Origin of the sequence: Actinomadura opuntiae (assembly GCF_030283205.1) — a bacterium.
Lineage (GTDB): Bacteria > Actinomycetota > Actinomycetes > Streptosporangiales > Streptosporangiaceae > Spirillospora.
Genome location: NZ_JASNWF010000005.1, coordinates 388,842 through 402,595 on the forward strand (window position 1 = coordinate 388,842; position 13,754 = coordinate 402,595).

General features: G+C 70.4%; 16 protein-coding genes. 9 read left to right on the plus strand and 7 right to left on the minus strand.

Annotated elements, in window-relative coordinates:
• On the minus strand, positions 1-864 hold the full coding sequence (locus QP089_RS13180) for an SAM-dependent methyltransferase (protein ID WP_446474027.1): 864 nt from the start codon (positions 862-864) through the stop codon (positions 1-3).
• A gap of 119 nt (positions 865-983) precedes the next feature.
• Between QP089_RS13180 and QP089_RS13185 the strand changes: the two genes are divergently transcribed.
• Entirely contained in the window at positions 984-2,111 is a 1,128-nt protein-coding gene (locus QP089_RS13185) for a cytochrome P450 (protein WP_285911839.1), read from the plus strand.
• 97 nt (positions 2,112-2,208) lie between these two features.
• Here the strand turns inward: QP089_RS13185 and QP089_RS13190 are convergent, their stop codons facing one another.
• Positions 2,209-2,646: a hypothetical protein gene (locus QP089_RS13190; protein ID WP_285911840.1), complete on the minus strand. Its 438-nt coding sequence runs from the start codon at positions 2,644-2,646 to the stop codon at positions 2,209-2,211.
• A gap of 155 nt (positions 2,647-2,801) precedes the next feature.
• Between QP089_RS13190 and QP089_RS13195 the strand changes: the two genes are divergently transcribed.
• From QP089_RS13195 to QP089_RS13205, 3 genes are all read left to right on the plus strand, one after another.
• Complete coding sequence (locus QP089_RS13195) at positions 2,802-3,335, plus strand: hypothetical protein (RefSeq protein ID WP_285911841.1); 534 nt, start codon at positions 2,802-2,804, stop codon at positions 3,333-3,335.
• Positions 3,254-3,700, plus strand: a complete 447-nt coding sequence (locus tag QP089_RS13200; RefSeq protein WP_285911842.1) for a nuclease-related domain-containing protein — start codon at positions 3,254-3,256, stop codon at positions 3,698-3,700. Before QP089_RS13195 ends, QP089_RS13200 begins: the two co-directional genes overlap by 82 nt.
• 518 nt (positions 3,701-4,218) lie before the next feature.
• Positions 4,219-5,493 carry an HNH endonuclease signature motif containing protein gene (locus QP089_RS13205; protein WP_285911843.1) on the plus strand — a complete coding sequence of 425 codons (1,275 nt, stop codon included), beginning with the start codon at positions 4,219-4,221 and terminating at the stop codon, positions 5,491-5,493.
• Positions 5,494-5,603: 110 nt separating this feature from the next.
• Here the strand turns inward: QP089_RS13205 and QP089_RS13210 are convergent, their stop codons facing one another.
• Together QP089_RS13210 and QP089_RS13215 are read right to left on the minus strand one after the other, a co-directional pair.
• Positions 5,604-6,353 (minus strand): class I SAM-dependent methyltransferase, encoded by a 750-nt coding sequence (locus tag QP089_RS13210; RefSeq protein WP_285911844.1) that lies wholly within the window; start codon positions 6,351-6,353, stop codon positions 5,604-5,606.
• 528 nt (positions 6,354-6,881) lie between these two features.
• The gene (locus tag QP089_RS13215) at positions 6,882-7,445 is read right to left on the minus strand and encodes a dihydrofolate reductase family protein (RefSeq protein ID WP_285911845.1); all 564 of its coding nucleotides are present in this window, start codon (positions 7,443-7,445) and stop codon (positions 6,882-6,884) included.
• 247 nt (positions 7,446-7,692) lie between these two features.
• Between QP089_RS13215 and QP089_RS13220 the strand changes: the two genes are divergently transcribed.
• The 3 genes from QP089_RS13220 (at position 7,693) to QP089_RS13230 (ending at position 8,799) form a co-directional block, all read left to right on the plus strand.
• The gene (locus QP089_RS13220; RefSeq protein WP_285911846.1) at positions 7,693-7,815 is read left to right on the plus strand and encodes a hypothetical protein; all 123 of its coding nucleotides are present in this window, start codon (positions 7,693-7,695) and stop codon (positions 7,813-7,815) included.
• Positions 7,812-8,357 carry a hypothetical protein gene (locus QP089_RS13225; protein WP_285911847.1) on the plus strand — a complete coding sequence of 182 codons (546 nt, stop codon included), beginning with the start codon at positions 7,812-7,814 and terminating at the stop codon, positions 8,355-8,357. The genes QP089_RS13220 and QP089_RS13225 overlap by 4 nt, the downstream gene beginning before the upstream one ends.
• Positions 8,358-8,451: 94 nt before the next feature.
• A complete protein-coding gene (locus tag QP089_RS13230) occupies positions 8,452-8,799 on the plus strand; it encodes a VOC family protein (protein WP_285911848.1) in 348 nt (115 codons plus the stop codon).
• 35 nt (positions 8,800-8,834) lie between these two features.
• On the opposite strand, the gene QP089_RS13235 is transcribed toward QP089_RS13230, so the two are convergent.
• Complete coding sequence (locus QP089_RS13235; protein WP_285911849.1) at positions 8,835-9,395, minus strand: CGNR zinc finger domain-containing protein; 561 nt, start codon at positions 9,393-9,395, stop codon at positions 8,835-8,837.
• An 85-nt stretch (positions 9,396-9,480) separates the two neighbouring features.
• Here QP089_RS13235 and QP089_RS13240 point away from each other — a divergent pair, with 85 nt between their 5' ends.
• Positions 9,481-10,356 carry an alpha/beta fold hydrolase gene (locus tag QP089_RS13240; RefSeq protein WP_285911850.1) on the plus strand — a complete coding sequence of 292 codons (876 nt, stop codon included), beginning with the start codon at positions 9,481-9,483 and terminating at the stop codon, positions 10,354-10,356.
• 25 nt (positions 10,357-10,381) lie between these two features.
• Here QP089_RS13240 and QP089_RS13245 read toward each other — a convergent pair whose 3' ends face one another.
• Positions 10,382-11,212 (minus strand): oxygenase MpaB family protein, encoded by an 831-nt coding sequence (locus tag QP089_RS13245; RefSeq protein ID WP_285911851.1) that lies wholly within the window; start codon positions 11,210-11,212, stop codon positions 10,382-10,384.
• 104 nt (positions 11,213-11,316) lie between these two features.
• On the minus strand, positions 11,317-12,048 hold the full coding sequence (locus tag QP089_RS13250) for an isocitrate lyase/PEP mutase family protein (protein ID WP_285911852.1): 732 nt from the start codon (positions 12,046-12,048) through the stop codon (positions 11,317-11,319).
• A 230-nt stretch (positions 12,049-12,278) separates the two neighbouring features.
• Here QP089_RS13250 and QP089_RS13255 point away from each other — a divergent pair, with 230 nt between their 5' ends.
• Positions 12,279-13,313 (plus strand): alpha/beta hydrolase, encoded by a 1,035-nt coding sequence (locus tag QP089_RS13255; protein WP_285911853.1) that lies wholly within the window; start codon positions 12,279-12,281, stop codon positions 13,311-13,313.
• Positions 13,314-13,754: the final 441 nt, after the last annotated feature.

The window sequence follows — 13,754 nt, forward strand, 5'->3', positions numbered from 1 at the left end:
TCAGGGGACGCGGGCGACCGCGCACAGCATCGAGACGTCCTCGATCGCCGGACGGTCCTCCGCCGGCACCTCCGGACGCCATTCCACGACCGAGCCGACACCCGGCGGCAGCAGTTCCAGCCCCTCGAAGAAACGCGCGAACTCCTCGTGGCTGCGCAACCGGAACGGCACCCCGCTCCGCTCGTTCGCCTCCACGCTCACCGCGTACTCCTCCGGCGTCAGATAGTCACCGGTCGCATGCGTCATCACCAGGTAACTGCTCGGCGGCAGCGCGTCGAGCAGCCGCCGGACGATCCCGTACGGGTCGTGGTCGTCGGTGATGAAATGCATCGTCGCGACCAGCATCAGCGCGACCGGACGCGACAGGTCCAGGGTCCGCCGCAGGTCCGGATCGGCGAGGATCTTCTCCGGATCGCGCAGGTCCGCGTCGATATAGGCCGTCCGCCCCTCCGGCTCGCCCGTCAGCAGCGCGCGGGCGTGCACCAGGACGATCGGGTCGTTGTCGACGTACACGATCCGCGCCGACGGGTCGACCGCCTGCGCGATCTCGTGCACGTTCCCCGCCGACGGCAGCCCGGTGCCGATGTCGAGGAACTGCCCGATCCCCGCCTCGCCCGCCAGGTGGCCGACCACCCGGCGCATGAACGCGCGATTCTCCCGCGCGGCCAGGCCGACCGTGGGAAACGCCGAGGCGACCATCTCCGCCGATTCCCGGTCGACCGCGAAATTGTCCTTGCCGCCGAGCCAGTAGTTGTACCTGCGGGAGGGATGCGCCTTCGTCGGGTCGATGCCCGGTGGAACTCGCTCGGTGTCCAGGGCGGCCTCGCTTCGTCGCCCGCCGCGAAACCGCGACGGAAGTGAAATGCCAGGACCCCATTATGCGTGGCAGGATCGGTCCATCGCGCATCGGCTACCCGGGAAGGCACACGGTGGAACCCCTCTACAGCCCCTTCGACTTCGCGATTCAGGAAAACCCTTACCCGGTGTACGCGGAACTGCGCGAGAAGTCACCGGTCCATCGCAACGAAACGGACGGCTTCTGGGCGCTGTCCCGGTATGACGACGTTCTGTCGGCACTCCGCGACTCCGCGCGTTTCTCCAGCCGGAACGGGCTGCGCATCGAACCGGCGTTCTGGGGCCCCGAGGCGGAGAAGTTCTTCTCCTTCGTCGCCATGGACCCGCCCAAGCACACCCGGATGCGCGGCCTGGTGGCCCGCGCGTTCACCCAGCGCCGCGTCCAGGAACTGGAACCGCGCATCCGTGAGATCGCCCGCGACTGCCTGCTCCCCCACCTGGACGGCGACGCGTTCGACCTGATGACCGACTTCGCCGGCCGCTTCCCCACCGACGTCATCTCCGAGCTGGTCGGCGTGCCCGAGGCCGACCGCGGCCTGGTCCGCGACCTCGGCATGGCGATCATGTACCGCGGCGAGGAGGGCGACGACCTGCCGCCCGAGGCGCTGCAGGCCATCGGCGCCCTCGTCGGCTACTACACCGACCTGACGATCGAGCGCGCCAAGGAGCGCCGCGGCGACCTGCTCTCCGGGCTGCTGGACGCCGCGGACGGCGACGACCGCCTCACCCCCGAGGAGATCGTCGGAGTGCTGATCCTGCTCGTCGGCGCGGGCATCGAGACCACCATGCTGACGCTCGGCAACGCCTGGCACGCCGCCTGGCTGCACCCCGACCAGCGCGCCCGCGCGTTCGGCGGCCGCATCGACGACTGGATCGAGGAGACCCTCCGCTGGGACCCGGTCACCCAGGTCCTCGCCCGCACCACCACCGAGGACGTCGAGCTGCACGGCGTCAAGATCTCCGCGGACGCGAAGGTGCTGCTGCTGACCGGCGCCGCCAACCGCGACCCGTCGGTGTTCCCCGACCCGGACCGCTTCGACCTCGACCGCGACACCGGCCCGTCCCTCGCCTTCGGCAACGGCCGCCACCACTGCCTCGGCGCCAACCTCGGCCGCCTCGAAGCCCGCATCGCGCTGCAGGAGGTCACCGCGATCGTCGCCGACTACGAGATCGACGAGGCGGCCGCCGAGCGGATCCACTCCTCCAACGACCGCGGCTTCGCCTCCCTGCCCACCCGAATCACCGCCCGCCACTGACCCGCAGGCCGGGGCGCGCCGCTCAGCCACCGCGCACGCCCCGGCCGACACGCAGGGCTTCAGTCGGTGGGCGCGCCCCCGGCCGACGCCCAGACCCTCAGTCGGTGGGCACGGCCTGGGTCGGGATGCCGAGATCGGTTTTGAAGAGGCCGATGAGTGCGCGGCGGCGCTGGTCGACGTCCTCCACCTCGGACGCGGTCACGCCGTCGTCGCGTGCGATCCGCGCGTGCACCTCCAGAACGGTGTCCGCGAGCCTTCGGGCCGGCTCGGCCACCCTGGCGTCCGCGAGGATTTCGATCTCCGCCGTCGCGACGAGCAGCGCGGCATCGTCCGGGCGGCCTCTCTTCCCCGACAGCGCCTGGGCGTAACTCGCGCTGACGGCCCGCAGGTATTCGGTGTAGACGCGCCGCTTGACGTCGGTCAGCGAGTCGCTTCGCGTCCATTTCCGGGCCCGCGCCGCCTGCAATTGCTGCAGGGTCCCGGTGACCAGGACACCGAGCAGCGTCCCGACGATGCCGACAACGACCGTGCCCATCTTCCGCCTCCAAGGCGCCGACCGGGATTCCGGCGCCCACGCTACCGACGGCGGCCGTAACCATTCGACGGTCTGGCCCGTCCAGAAGCCCCGGCGCCCTGCTTCTCCATGACATAGGCTGCCAATCTCCGTCAACGATCGCGTTAGGGGACGTCGTGGACGATCTCGAGGCGAAGGTTTGGCGCCGTTACGGCCACCTGCGCATCTACGTGTCACGCGGCGAGCAGAAGGTCGGCTGGTACGACGTTCGCACGGGCCGCCACGAGATCGACCTTCCCGAACTCGCGGCACCGTTCTGGGACGCCGTCCGCACCGAATGCCACAACCTCAACGAACCCCCGCCGTCCATACCCGGGCCGCCGCACCTCATCGCGCCGCCGCCCCCGGCCAATCCCGAGTCGGCACTGACCATCCCGTCGCCCGCAGTCACGGACGAACCTGACGACGATCTGGGACTCAACCGAGCCGGCGCCGCAGCCCAGGCCCGCTCCGACGAGCTGCGCGATTGGCGTGCATGGCTCGCCGCGATGTTCGGCGCTCGCACGGAGTCCCGTGACTTCGCGGTAGGCGCGAAGGCCGAACGGACCGTGGGCGGCAAGCTCGACAAATGGGCGCGCAAGCACGGCTGGCACGTCCTGCACGCCGTTCCCGTAGGACGCAACGGCGCGCCGACATCGACCACGTACTGATCGGCCCGTTCGGCGTCGTCACGATCAACACCAAGAGCACCCGCGGAAAGGTCTGGGTCGCGGAGAACGGCATGATGGTCGGCGCCACCAAGGTGGACTACCTGCGCAATTCCCGCCACGAGGCCAAGCGCGCGCGGACACTGCTCGCCACCGCCTGCGGACGCCATGTTCCGGTGCATGCGGTCGTGGTGTTCGTCGGCGCGAAAGACTTCACCGTCCGGAACGGCGGCCCGAAAGACGTCACCGTCCTGCCCAACGTGAAGGCCCTCCGCCGCTGGCTACGCCGCCGCGGCCGCGTACTCAGCCCAGAACAGGTCGTCGACGTACACGCCGCGGCCCGACGACCTAATACTTGGAGGTCATGAACGATGCGTTGATGAAGCTTGATTGTGCGGGAAGTCGTCATCAGGTCTGCTCGTTTGTTCGTGCGGGGTGTAATGGTCGTGCGTGTGACGATGTTCATGTGATGGGTCTCCGCGTGATGGGTGCGCGTGAGATTGGCGTTCGCGAGATGGGTGTTCGTGTCATAGGTGGTGGGGTTGGCCGTGCGGTGGGGTGGCGCTGGCGTACGGGGCCGCCCCTCCAAAGTCAAGGGCGCCTTCGGCGTCGCTTCGCGATGGACTTCGTCCACCCTTGACTTTGGAGCCTCTGCGGCCCCTGAGGCAGCGCCAAGGGGCAGGCTCCGCCTGCCCCGCCCGGGTCGCGCCACCCCACCGCCCCCATCCGTACGCGTGCTCGACAAAGCGCCCCAAAGGAACAATTCGCCGACCAGGTAAAGGCGGAGGAAGCCGGGGCGCACTGAGCAATATTTTTCCACTGATCAGCAAAGAAGAAGCCCCCCTCTCGGCGCGCAATTGTCGGTCACTTGGGGTACACTTTAGGTATGCAGTCAGTGACGGTCGACCTTGCGGGCGCGTCCACCATGGAATTGGTGAACGCGCTCTCAACGATCGCCACTGAACTCGCCCAGCGAGAGGCTCCGGAATCGGCGGCCGCGTGCCTGGAACTCACCGAAGACCTGGCCGCCGCCTGCGATCTGCAAGAAAGCGCACTGGCCGGTTTCATCGGCCGCGTCGACGCCACCGGCGAACAACAACGCTGGGGGTTTCCTTCCACGCGGGCGTGGCTGCGGTCGAGGCTGGGGATGCGCGAGAACCGCGCCAAGGAGCGCCTCGTGTTGGCGCGGCAGCGGCATCGCCTGCCGCAGGTGACCGAGCGGCTCATCTCCGGGGAGCTGTCCTACGGCTACGCCGCCACCATCAGCGACTCGGTGGCCCGCTTGGACGAGGAGGAGTGCGCCGAGGCCGAACGGACCCTGCTGGGTTTCGTCGACCAGGGCTTCTCACCAGGGAAAGTCGGAGTGTTCGGCAATCGCATCCGCGATGTGATCGCCGAGAACAACGGCACCGACCGCGAACCCGAGGAAGCCAAGCGCGGCTACGCCAAGTCCTGGATCACCAGCACCGGCTCGCTGGACGGCGGCCGCTACATCAAAGGCTGGCTGAACGCCGAAGACGCCGCCATCTGGGACGGCACACTCGCTCCGCTGGCCAAGCCGGCCGGGCCCGAGGACCACCGCGATGTCGCCGAGCGGACGGCGGCGGCGCTGTCGAGTGTGCTGTCGGGCGGACACAAGGCCACCAAGGTCACCGTCATCTGCGACCTGGAAACCCTCACCGGCGGCAACGCCCCGGGCCATCTCATCGACGGGACGCCGATCCCGGCCGAGCAGGTACGCCGCATCGCCCTGGCGGCCGGAGTCTCACCCCTGATCCTGGGACGCGGCCACAACCCCCTGTACCTGGGATATCGGGAACGGTTCGCCAGCCCCGCCCAACGCCGGGTCCTGGAAACCCTCTACCCGACCTGCGCGGTGCGCGAGTGCGAGATCCCGGGGACGTTGTGCGAGGTCGACCACGTCCACGGCTGGGCCCTCGGCCGCAGCCCCACCGACATCGATCAGCTCACGCTCACCTGCGGGTGGCACAACCGCTTCAAACACAGCAGCCCACGCCAGATCGGCATCAGCAAAGATCCCGACGGGCGGTATGTGTACCGGCTACTGCCACCACCCGACGCCAGATCAAGAACCAAACTCGGGAGCGGACCGCCGGGCGCACTCGGCCCACCCGATCCCGCCATCACCTGGGCCGCATAACCAGTCGGCCACTCCCCACAGCACCGGCTCGCCCGGGTCCCCCTGGATCACGGGCGGGTCGGCATGCCCGCGTCAGTTCTCCCGGGAGAAGGAGAGATGAGCGAGCTGGATCAGGCGGCGGCTTTGAGACGGAAGTTGAGGTCGGAGGCACTCGCGGGAGCAGGGGCTCCGTGGGCATCGGTAACGGCAGTAACAACCAGTCCCGCAGCCGCAGCAAGTGCCTGAAAATCGGACCTGGAGTACCAGTGCAGAATCCAGGGGCGCTCCTCCACTGAGTGGTCCTCGCCGTGGTGGCGCTCGTAGCGCAGCAGTGCCGTCTGGGTCCGCGCGGCCTCGTCACGCTCCTCGGCAAGGACGGACACCCGGAGCTCGGCGCCGTCCGGGCCGACCGCCGTGCGCACCCGGCCTATCTCCTCAAGCCGCGTCAGCGTGGGGACGAACAGGGGCACCAGGGCAGTGCCGTCCTCGGCAAGGTGGGCGCGGATGCCACGCAGCGAGGCCAGTGCGGCGTCGTCGTCGGGAAGGAGGGTGAAGGTCGGCCCGGCCAGAAAGATCGCCCGATAACGACGCGACAGCTTCAACGACTCCATGCGCTGGTGGAAAACGGTGGCACGAACCCCGTATTCGCGTGCCCGGCGGCCAAGCCGGTCCAGCATGTCAGCCGAGGAGTCGACCCCGTCGACCTCCAGGCCGCGTCGGCACAGCTCAAGTAAGGGATCGCCATCTCCACAGCCCAGCTCTAACGCCGGACCTCCGGCTTCCTTTATGAAGGCCGCGTACGGCCCGGGCTCCGGAGAGAATGCCCTCAGCGGTCGGTACAGCTCCGCGACGATGCCCGTGTAGAAATCGGCGGGGTCCAAGTCCGTCGTGCTTGTCAGAGCCTCTCCTTGCATCACTCTCGCTCCCAGGTCTTGGTCCTCTGGTTCGGGGGCGGTGGGGTGGCGCGACCCGGGCGGGGCAGGCGGAGCCTGCCCCTTTGGCGCTGCCTCAGGGGCCGCAGAGGCTCCAAAGTCAAGGGTGGACGAAGTCCATCGCGAAGCGACGCCGAAGGCGCCCTTGACTTTGGAGGGGCGGCCCCGTACGCCAGCGCCACCCCACCGCACGGCCAACCCCTCCGCCTATGACACGAACACCCTTCTGCCCGCATTACGCATGCCCACTCCCGCTGCCCGAACACTGCACACCCCACCAGCACAGAAGCGCACCCAGAACGCCATGCACGACGTCCACCGCCATGCATCCGCCGCCATGACGGCCCCCGGGAATGTGACACCACAGCACCACCAACGCCACGAAGAAGACCTGGAGCGCAACCAGGGCAAGCGCACGAGAACAGCTCCCGGCTCAACAACCGGAGCAGCCCAGGTCAACGAACCGAGACGGCAGCCTTAGCGCGCCACGCGGTAGCGGAGGTAGACGGCCTTCGACGTGAAGGTGCGGGTCTCGACGAGGTCGAGATCCACCCGGCGCTCGTGCTGGGGGAAGAACGGACGGCCGCCGCCGACCAGCACCGGGTACACCACGACTCGGTACTCGTCGATCAGGTCCGACGCGGCCGCCTCGGCAGCGAGAGTCGCGCCGCCGACCGCGATGTCGCCCTCGCCCGGCTCGGCTCGCAGCCGCTCGATCTCCTCCACCAGGCCGCCGGAGGCCAGGCGGGCATTGCCCTGGACCGCCGACAGCGTGGTGGAGAACACCACCTTGGGGAGCGGATTCCAGAGCGCGGCCCATTCGAGCATGGAGTCGTCGAAGGTCGGATCCTGGTCGGCGGTCTCCCAGTACAGCATCGTCTCGTACAGCCGCCGTCCCAGCAGGTGGACGCCGACCTCTTGTATCTGGTCGATGTGGAAGCGAAAGACCTCCTCGTCGGGCGCGGACCAGTCGAAGCCTCCGTCCGGTCCGACGATGTAGCCGTCAAGTGAGGCGCTCATCGAATAGGTCACGCTGCGCATCGGCAGTCCTCCTCGGCAACGGGTTCGACAGTACGACCGCCGAAAGCCGCACGACTCATCGCTGCTCGCGAAATCCCCTCGGATCCCGTACGAAGATTTGATTCCCGTACGAAGATCATCACGATGTGACCCTTGGAATGCGGCCCAGGGCCGTCCGCGCGGGGGAAGGGGATCGCCCGTGCGGGGGAGGTGGGCGCGGCGGGCCGGGCGGGAGTGTTGGGGGCATCGCGAGGAACTGGAGGCTGCGATGTCCCGGAAAGCCAAGATCAAGATCGTGGTGGTCGGCGCACTGATCGCGCTCATCGCCGGAGCCATGCTGGCCACCGGGTCCGGTGAGCCGACCGCTCACGCGCTCGGGGCCGTCCGATGACCGCCGTCGGGACGCGCCGGGCGGGCAACGCCGCGGGCGCGGCGACGCGGGGGCCGGTGCCGCGCTGGGCCGACTGGGCGGCGCAGGCGACGATGTGGTGCGCGGTTCCGGCCGGGATCTGGCGGATCCTGTTCGCGCTCGGCCTGCCCGCCGGCTTCACCGGGTCGCAGGACCCGGCGAACGGCCCCTCGTTCATGCTGCCGTACGTGGTCGCGCTGACGGCGGCGTCCGAGACGTTCGCCTTCCTCAGCCTCGGTCTCGTCCGGCCGTGGGGCGAGGTGTGGCCGCGCTGGGTGCCGGTCCTGCGGGGCCGCCGGATCCGGCCGCTCGCCGCGATCGTTCCCGCGTCGCTCGGTTCGATCGCGTTGATGCTCATCTGGACGCCGCTCGCGTTCGGGTTCGCGAGCGACGGCGACCCCGAGATGCCGCACGGCGCCAAGGCCGCCATCCTCTACGCCTGCTACCTGCCGCTGGTCGCGTGGGGTCCGCTGCTGGCCGCCGTTACGGCCGCCTATGCCGCACGCCGCCACCGCCACGGCTGAGCGCCCAGGCGACACGGCTCCCATTCGTCCAAGACGGTCGGGCCGCGGACGCATAGCGTCGTCCCTGAGAACACGTCTTCCCTGGAGCAGCCCAATGACCGTTCGCCGCGTCATGCCCGTTGTCCGTTCCGAGGCCGTCGAGGAGAATCGCGAGTTCTACGGCCTGCTCGGCTTCGAGGAGGTCATGAACCACGGCTGGATCATGACGCTCGCGTCCCCGGAGGAGCGGGCGGCGCAGATCAGCTTCATGTCCGCGGACAAGACGGCACCCGTCAACCCGGACATCAGCGTGGAGGTGGACGACGTCGACGCGGCCTACGCGGCGATGCGCGAGAGGGGCGCGGAGATCGTCCATCCGCTGCAGGACGAGGAGTGGGGCGTGCGGCGGTTCTTCGTCCGCGACCCCGACGGCCGCGTGATCAACGTCCTCGCCCACCGCTGAGACCCGCCGGGCACCCGCCGGGCACCGCGACCGCGTCAGCCGGACTTGTGGCGCCGGTAGTGGCGGGCGACGCGGACGCGGTTGCCGCAGCGGGCGGCGGAGCACCAGCGGCGGCGCGGGTGGGCGGGCAGGAACAGCAGGACGCAGTCGTCGGCCGCGCACTGGCGGATCCGGGTGACCGCCGGGTCGGCGAGCAGGCCGGCGGCGGCCTCGGCTAGCCCCGCGGCCAGCCGCGCTCCCCACGGGCCGGAGCGGCGGCGCAGGGCGGCGACCGCGGAGCCGTCCCAGGTCAGCTCGGTGATGGCGGGTGCGGCGCGCTGGGCGTCGTTGAGCGCGTCCAGGTCGGTGCCGTCCGGGCGCTCGCCGCGCCGGGCGCGTTCGACCGCGTTCGCCACGTGCTCTCGTACGGCCTGTATGGCACGTACGTCGTGTATGTCGAGCGAGCCGGCATCCCGCGCCTCAGGGAGGCGATCGGCCTGGAGGTCGAGCCAGGCGCGCAGGTCGTCCGGGGCGGCGAGCAGGTCACCGACCGCCGTGCGGGTGTTGACCAGGTCGAGGGCGAGGGGCTCCCCGGTCAGCGGGATGACATCGCTCATGCGCCTAATGCTACATCTCCCAATTGACGCGTTAGATCGTCCATGGCTATAACTAACGCAACTTCACCCAAGGAAGGCGTTAGCCATGACGTTCCCCACCGCGACCCGGACGGTCCACCGGCACCTGGACGTCGACGGCGTCCGCGTCTTCTACCGGGAGTCGGTCCCCGACCGCGCCGACGTGCCCGTGCTGCTGCTCCTGCACGGGTTCCCGTCCGCATCGCACCAGTTCCGCCGCCTCATCGACGTGCTGGGCTCCCGCTACCGGCTCGTCGCCCCCGACTACCCCGGCTTCGGGCACACCGAGGCCCCGGACGGCTTCCCGTACTCGTTCGACCGCCTCGCCGACGTCACCGAGAACTTCGTGCGGCGGCTCGGCCTGTCCCGGTTCGTCATGTACGTCTTCGACTTCGGCGCGCCGGTCGGTTTCCGGCTGGCCGAGCGCTACCCCGGGTGGATCGCCGGGCTGATCGTCCAGAACGGCAACGCCTACGAGGACGGCCTGTCGGACGGCGCGCGCGACTTCATCGCCCTGCGCCCCCACAAGGACGGCGCCGAGGAGACGATCCGCGGCCTGCTCACCCCGGAGGGGACGCGCGGCCAGTACGAGTCGGGCGTCGCCGACCCCGCCGCGATCGCACCGGACGGCTGGACGCTCGACCAGCACTTCCTCGACCTGCCCGGACGCAAGGAGGCCCAGGTCGCGCTGGCGTTCGACTACCACTCCAACGTCGAGCACTACGGCGCCTGGCAGGCGTGGCTGCGCAAGCACACCCCGCCGACGCTGATCGTCTGGGGCGCGAACGATCCGTTTTTTCCGGCGCCGGGCGCGCGCGCCTACCTGCGCGACGTCCCGGACGCCGAACTCCACCTCTTCGACACCGGCCACTTCGCCCTCGAGGACCACCTGCCGGAGATCGCCCCGCTCGTCGCCGGCTTCCTCGACCGCGCCTGGAAGTGACGCGCCCGGTCGGGCGATCGCCCGGTCAGACGATCGCCCGGTTCCTCCTGATGCGCCGCCGAACGTCCCACAGGTAGACGTTGAAGGGGAACTCGCGGAGCGGGCGGGGCATGGCGCGGTTGGCGCGCGCCAGCAGCCGGGCGAACCGGTCGAAGCGGGCCTGGTCGCGCCGCGTCCAGGCGTAGCCGAGCTCCTCGCGGAAGGGCTCCGGGAGGAAGCCCAGGGTCAGGAAGCGGTGCAGCCGGCCGAGCGTCCAGTGCACCGGTGCGGGGAAGAAGCGCAGGTCGGTGAGGTCGCGCAGGTAGCCGCGGGTGACGTCGTCCATCTCGATCTTCTTGAGGGACTCGGTCCAGTACTCCTCGAAGGCGGCGCGGTCGGCGGGCCACATGTCCTCGGTCATCTGGAGGGTGGTGCCGAACCGGGCGCCGTGCCGGTAGAGGGCGTCGACCTGCTCGGCGGTCGGCTCGCCGTAGAGCATCGTGTAGATCATCTCGGTGCCCCAGTACAGGCACGCGGCGACCCAGAGCTGGAGCTCGCGGTCGAAGGCGTTGTACGGGACGGGCTCCTTCGCGCGGACGTGCTTGTGGGAGCGGTTGACCTCGCGGCGCATGGCGAGGCGTTCGTCCTCGCTGCCGAGCATCGCGACGGCGATGTAGCTGAGCGTGGTGCGGGCGCGCTTGAGCGGGTGCTTGTCGACGCGGCCGCTGTCGACGGTGCTCTCGGCGACGCCGTGGCCGACGGGCAGCCGGGAGAGCTGCATGACGACGTTCGCGGCGGCGGCGGACAGGGCCATGCCGGAGATCGCGTCGAAGACGATCTTCGGCGGGCGTTCCGTGGACGTGGCGGTCGCGGTCATCCGGGCCTCACTCCTGGTACAGAGAAGCGATTTCCGTATCACTGTGCCATCAGTAAGCAAGCACTTGCAAGGGCGCCCGGCGGACCCGGGCGCCCCCGCCCCGGTCAGGCGTGCGGATCCTCCCTGCGCAGCACGCGTCCCGCGAACTCCTTGAGCGAGTCCAGGGCGCGCAGGTACGGCACCGGCCCGTACGACACCCGGGCGGCGCCCGCGGCGGCCAGGTCGGCGAGCGACGAGCCCGGGAAGTTGTTCACGTTCACCGGACCCGGGATGCCCTTGACCAGCGTCGCGACCGTGTCCGGCGGCGCGGCGATCGGGTAGACGCAGTCCGCGCCCGCCTCGAGGTAGAGGCGGCCGCGGGCGATCGCGGCCTCCACCGGGTCCGGCAGGCCGGCGACGAACGTGTCGGCGCGCGCGTTGATCACCAGGGCGTCGCCCGCGGCGGCGCGGACCGCCGCGAGGTACTCGGCCTGCCTCTCCGGCTCCGCCAGCGTCCCCGCGCGGGTGTCCTCCAGGTTGCAGCCGGCGGCGCCGATCGCCAGCAGCCGTTCCACCAGCTCATCGGCCGGCAGCCCGTACCCGGCCTCGGCGTCCACCGTCACCGGGACGGACGCGGCGCGGATCACCCGGCCGGCCGCGGCGAGCATCTCCTCCACCGGCGCGCCCTCGTGGTCGGGGTAGCCGAGCATCGCGGACACCGCGGCGCTGGCCGTGGCGAGCGCCGGGAACCCGGCCTCCTCGACGGTCTTCGCGCTCGCGGCGTCCCACACGTTCGGCAGCAGCAGCGGGTCTCCGGGACGGTGCAGGTCCCGCAGCCGCGCGGCGTTCTCGGTCATCTGTGTCTCCTTCCGTCAGGAGGTGGACCGGCGCGGGGGCCGTTGTGTGACACTTGCCCGCCCGGCTGTGTTACACCTGCCCGCCCGGCTGTGTGACTCCTACCCGCCCGGCTGTGTGACTCCTGCCCGCCCGGCATCCTCCCGCACATGGCGGGATGCGGTCTCGCGGGAGGCGGGGGGCTGGGCTAGCGTCGAGATGATCGAGTGGCCCGTGACACGAGGGAGTGCGCATGCTGCCGTGGTCCGCCGAATTCGCCGGACGCCTTGAGGAGCACGTCGTCGGCAGCGAGCTGCTGCGCGGCAACCCGCTGAAGGATCCGCACGAACGCCCGCTGCTGGTGTACGTCCCGCCGGGCTACGACGACGAGCCGGAGCGCCGCTATCCGTCCGTCTACGTCATCACCGGTTTCACCGGGCATGTCGGGATCTGGCGGAACCGGACGCCGTACCGCCAGCCGTTCCCCGAGACCGCCGACGCCGTGTTCGCCTCCGGCGAGGCCCCGCCCGCGATCGTCGTCTTCGTCGACGCGTGGACGGCGCACGGCGGCAGCCAGTACGTCGACTCGCCCGGTACCGGCAGGTACCACTCCTACATCTGCGACGAGATCGTCCCGTGGGTCGACGCCCATTACCGGACGCTCGACGCGCCAGAGCACCGGGCGATCAGCGGCAAGTCCAGCGGCGGCTACGGCGCGATGATCACGCCGATGCTCCGTCCCGACCTGTTCGGCGCGCTCGCCACGCACGCCGGCGACGCCCTGTTCGAGTACTGCTACCTGCCCGAGTTCCCCAAGTGCGTCCGGCACCTGCGCAAGTACGGCGGCGACATCGCGCGCTGGTGGGACGACTTCAACTCGCGCGTCGCGTTCACCAAGCCCGAGGACATGGAGCTGCTCAACATCCTCGGCATGGCCGTCTGCTACTCCGCCCGCGAGGACGGCACGCCGGACCTGCCGTTCGACCCCGTCACCGGCGTCCTCCGCCCGGACGTCTGGGACCGCTGGCTCGCCTGGGACCCCGTGCGCATGGTGCCGGACCACGCCGACGCCATGCGGGCGCAGCGCGCGATCTGGATCGACGGCGGCACCCGCGACGAGTGGTTCCTGGACGTCGGCGCCGAGGCCTTCCACCACGCGCTGCTGGACGCCGGGGTCTCCGAGGACGTGATCCACTTCGAGCTGTTCGACGCGGGGCACGGCGGCATCGACTACCGCTACCCGCTCGCGCTCGCCTGGCTCTGCCAGCGCATCGCCCCCGAGCGGTAGCGGCTTCGCGGCCAGCGCGGACGGCGGCCCGCCGGGCATGCCGTCCGCGCTGGTCGAGCGGGCTTTTCAGTGATTTCAGCGGGCCCGTCCACAGGGATTGAAAATCCAGTGCCCGGTGGATTCGTTGACACCGGCGGGGCGCCGACAGGACGCTTTGGGCAGTCCACCGAGAACGTCCGCGCGGCCCCCACCGCGCGCCTCTGGACAGGACGCTCGCGGATGCGGCCGTCCCCGCCCGGCCGTATCCGCGCCGCCGTAGCCGGTGGCCGGCCGACCGCGCCGGGCCGGCCGCCGGCGGACCGCGCGGGACGGGATCTCGGCCCGTCCCGCGCGGCCGCCGCCCTCCCGGGGACCCGCCCCCCGCCGGGCCCCGGCGCCCCCACCTCTGCTGGGCGCCGGGGCCTCACGCGTGCGCGGCGAATCTGTCGGAGGCGCGGGTCA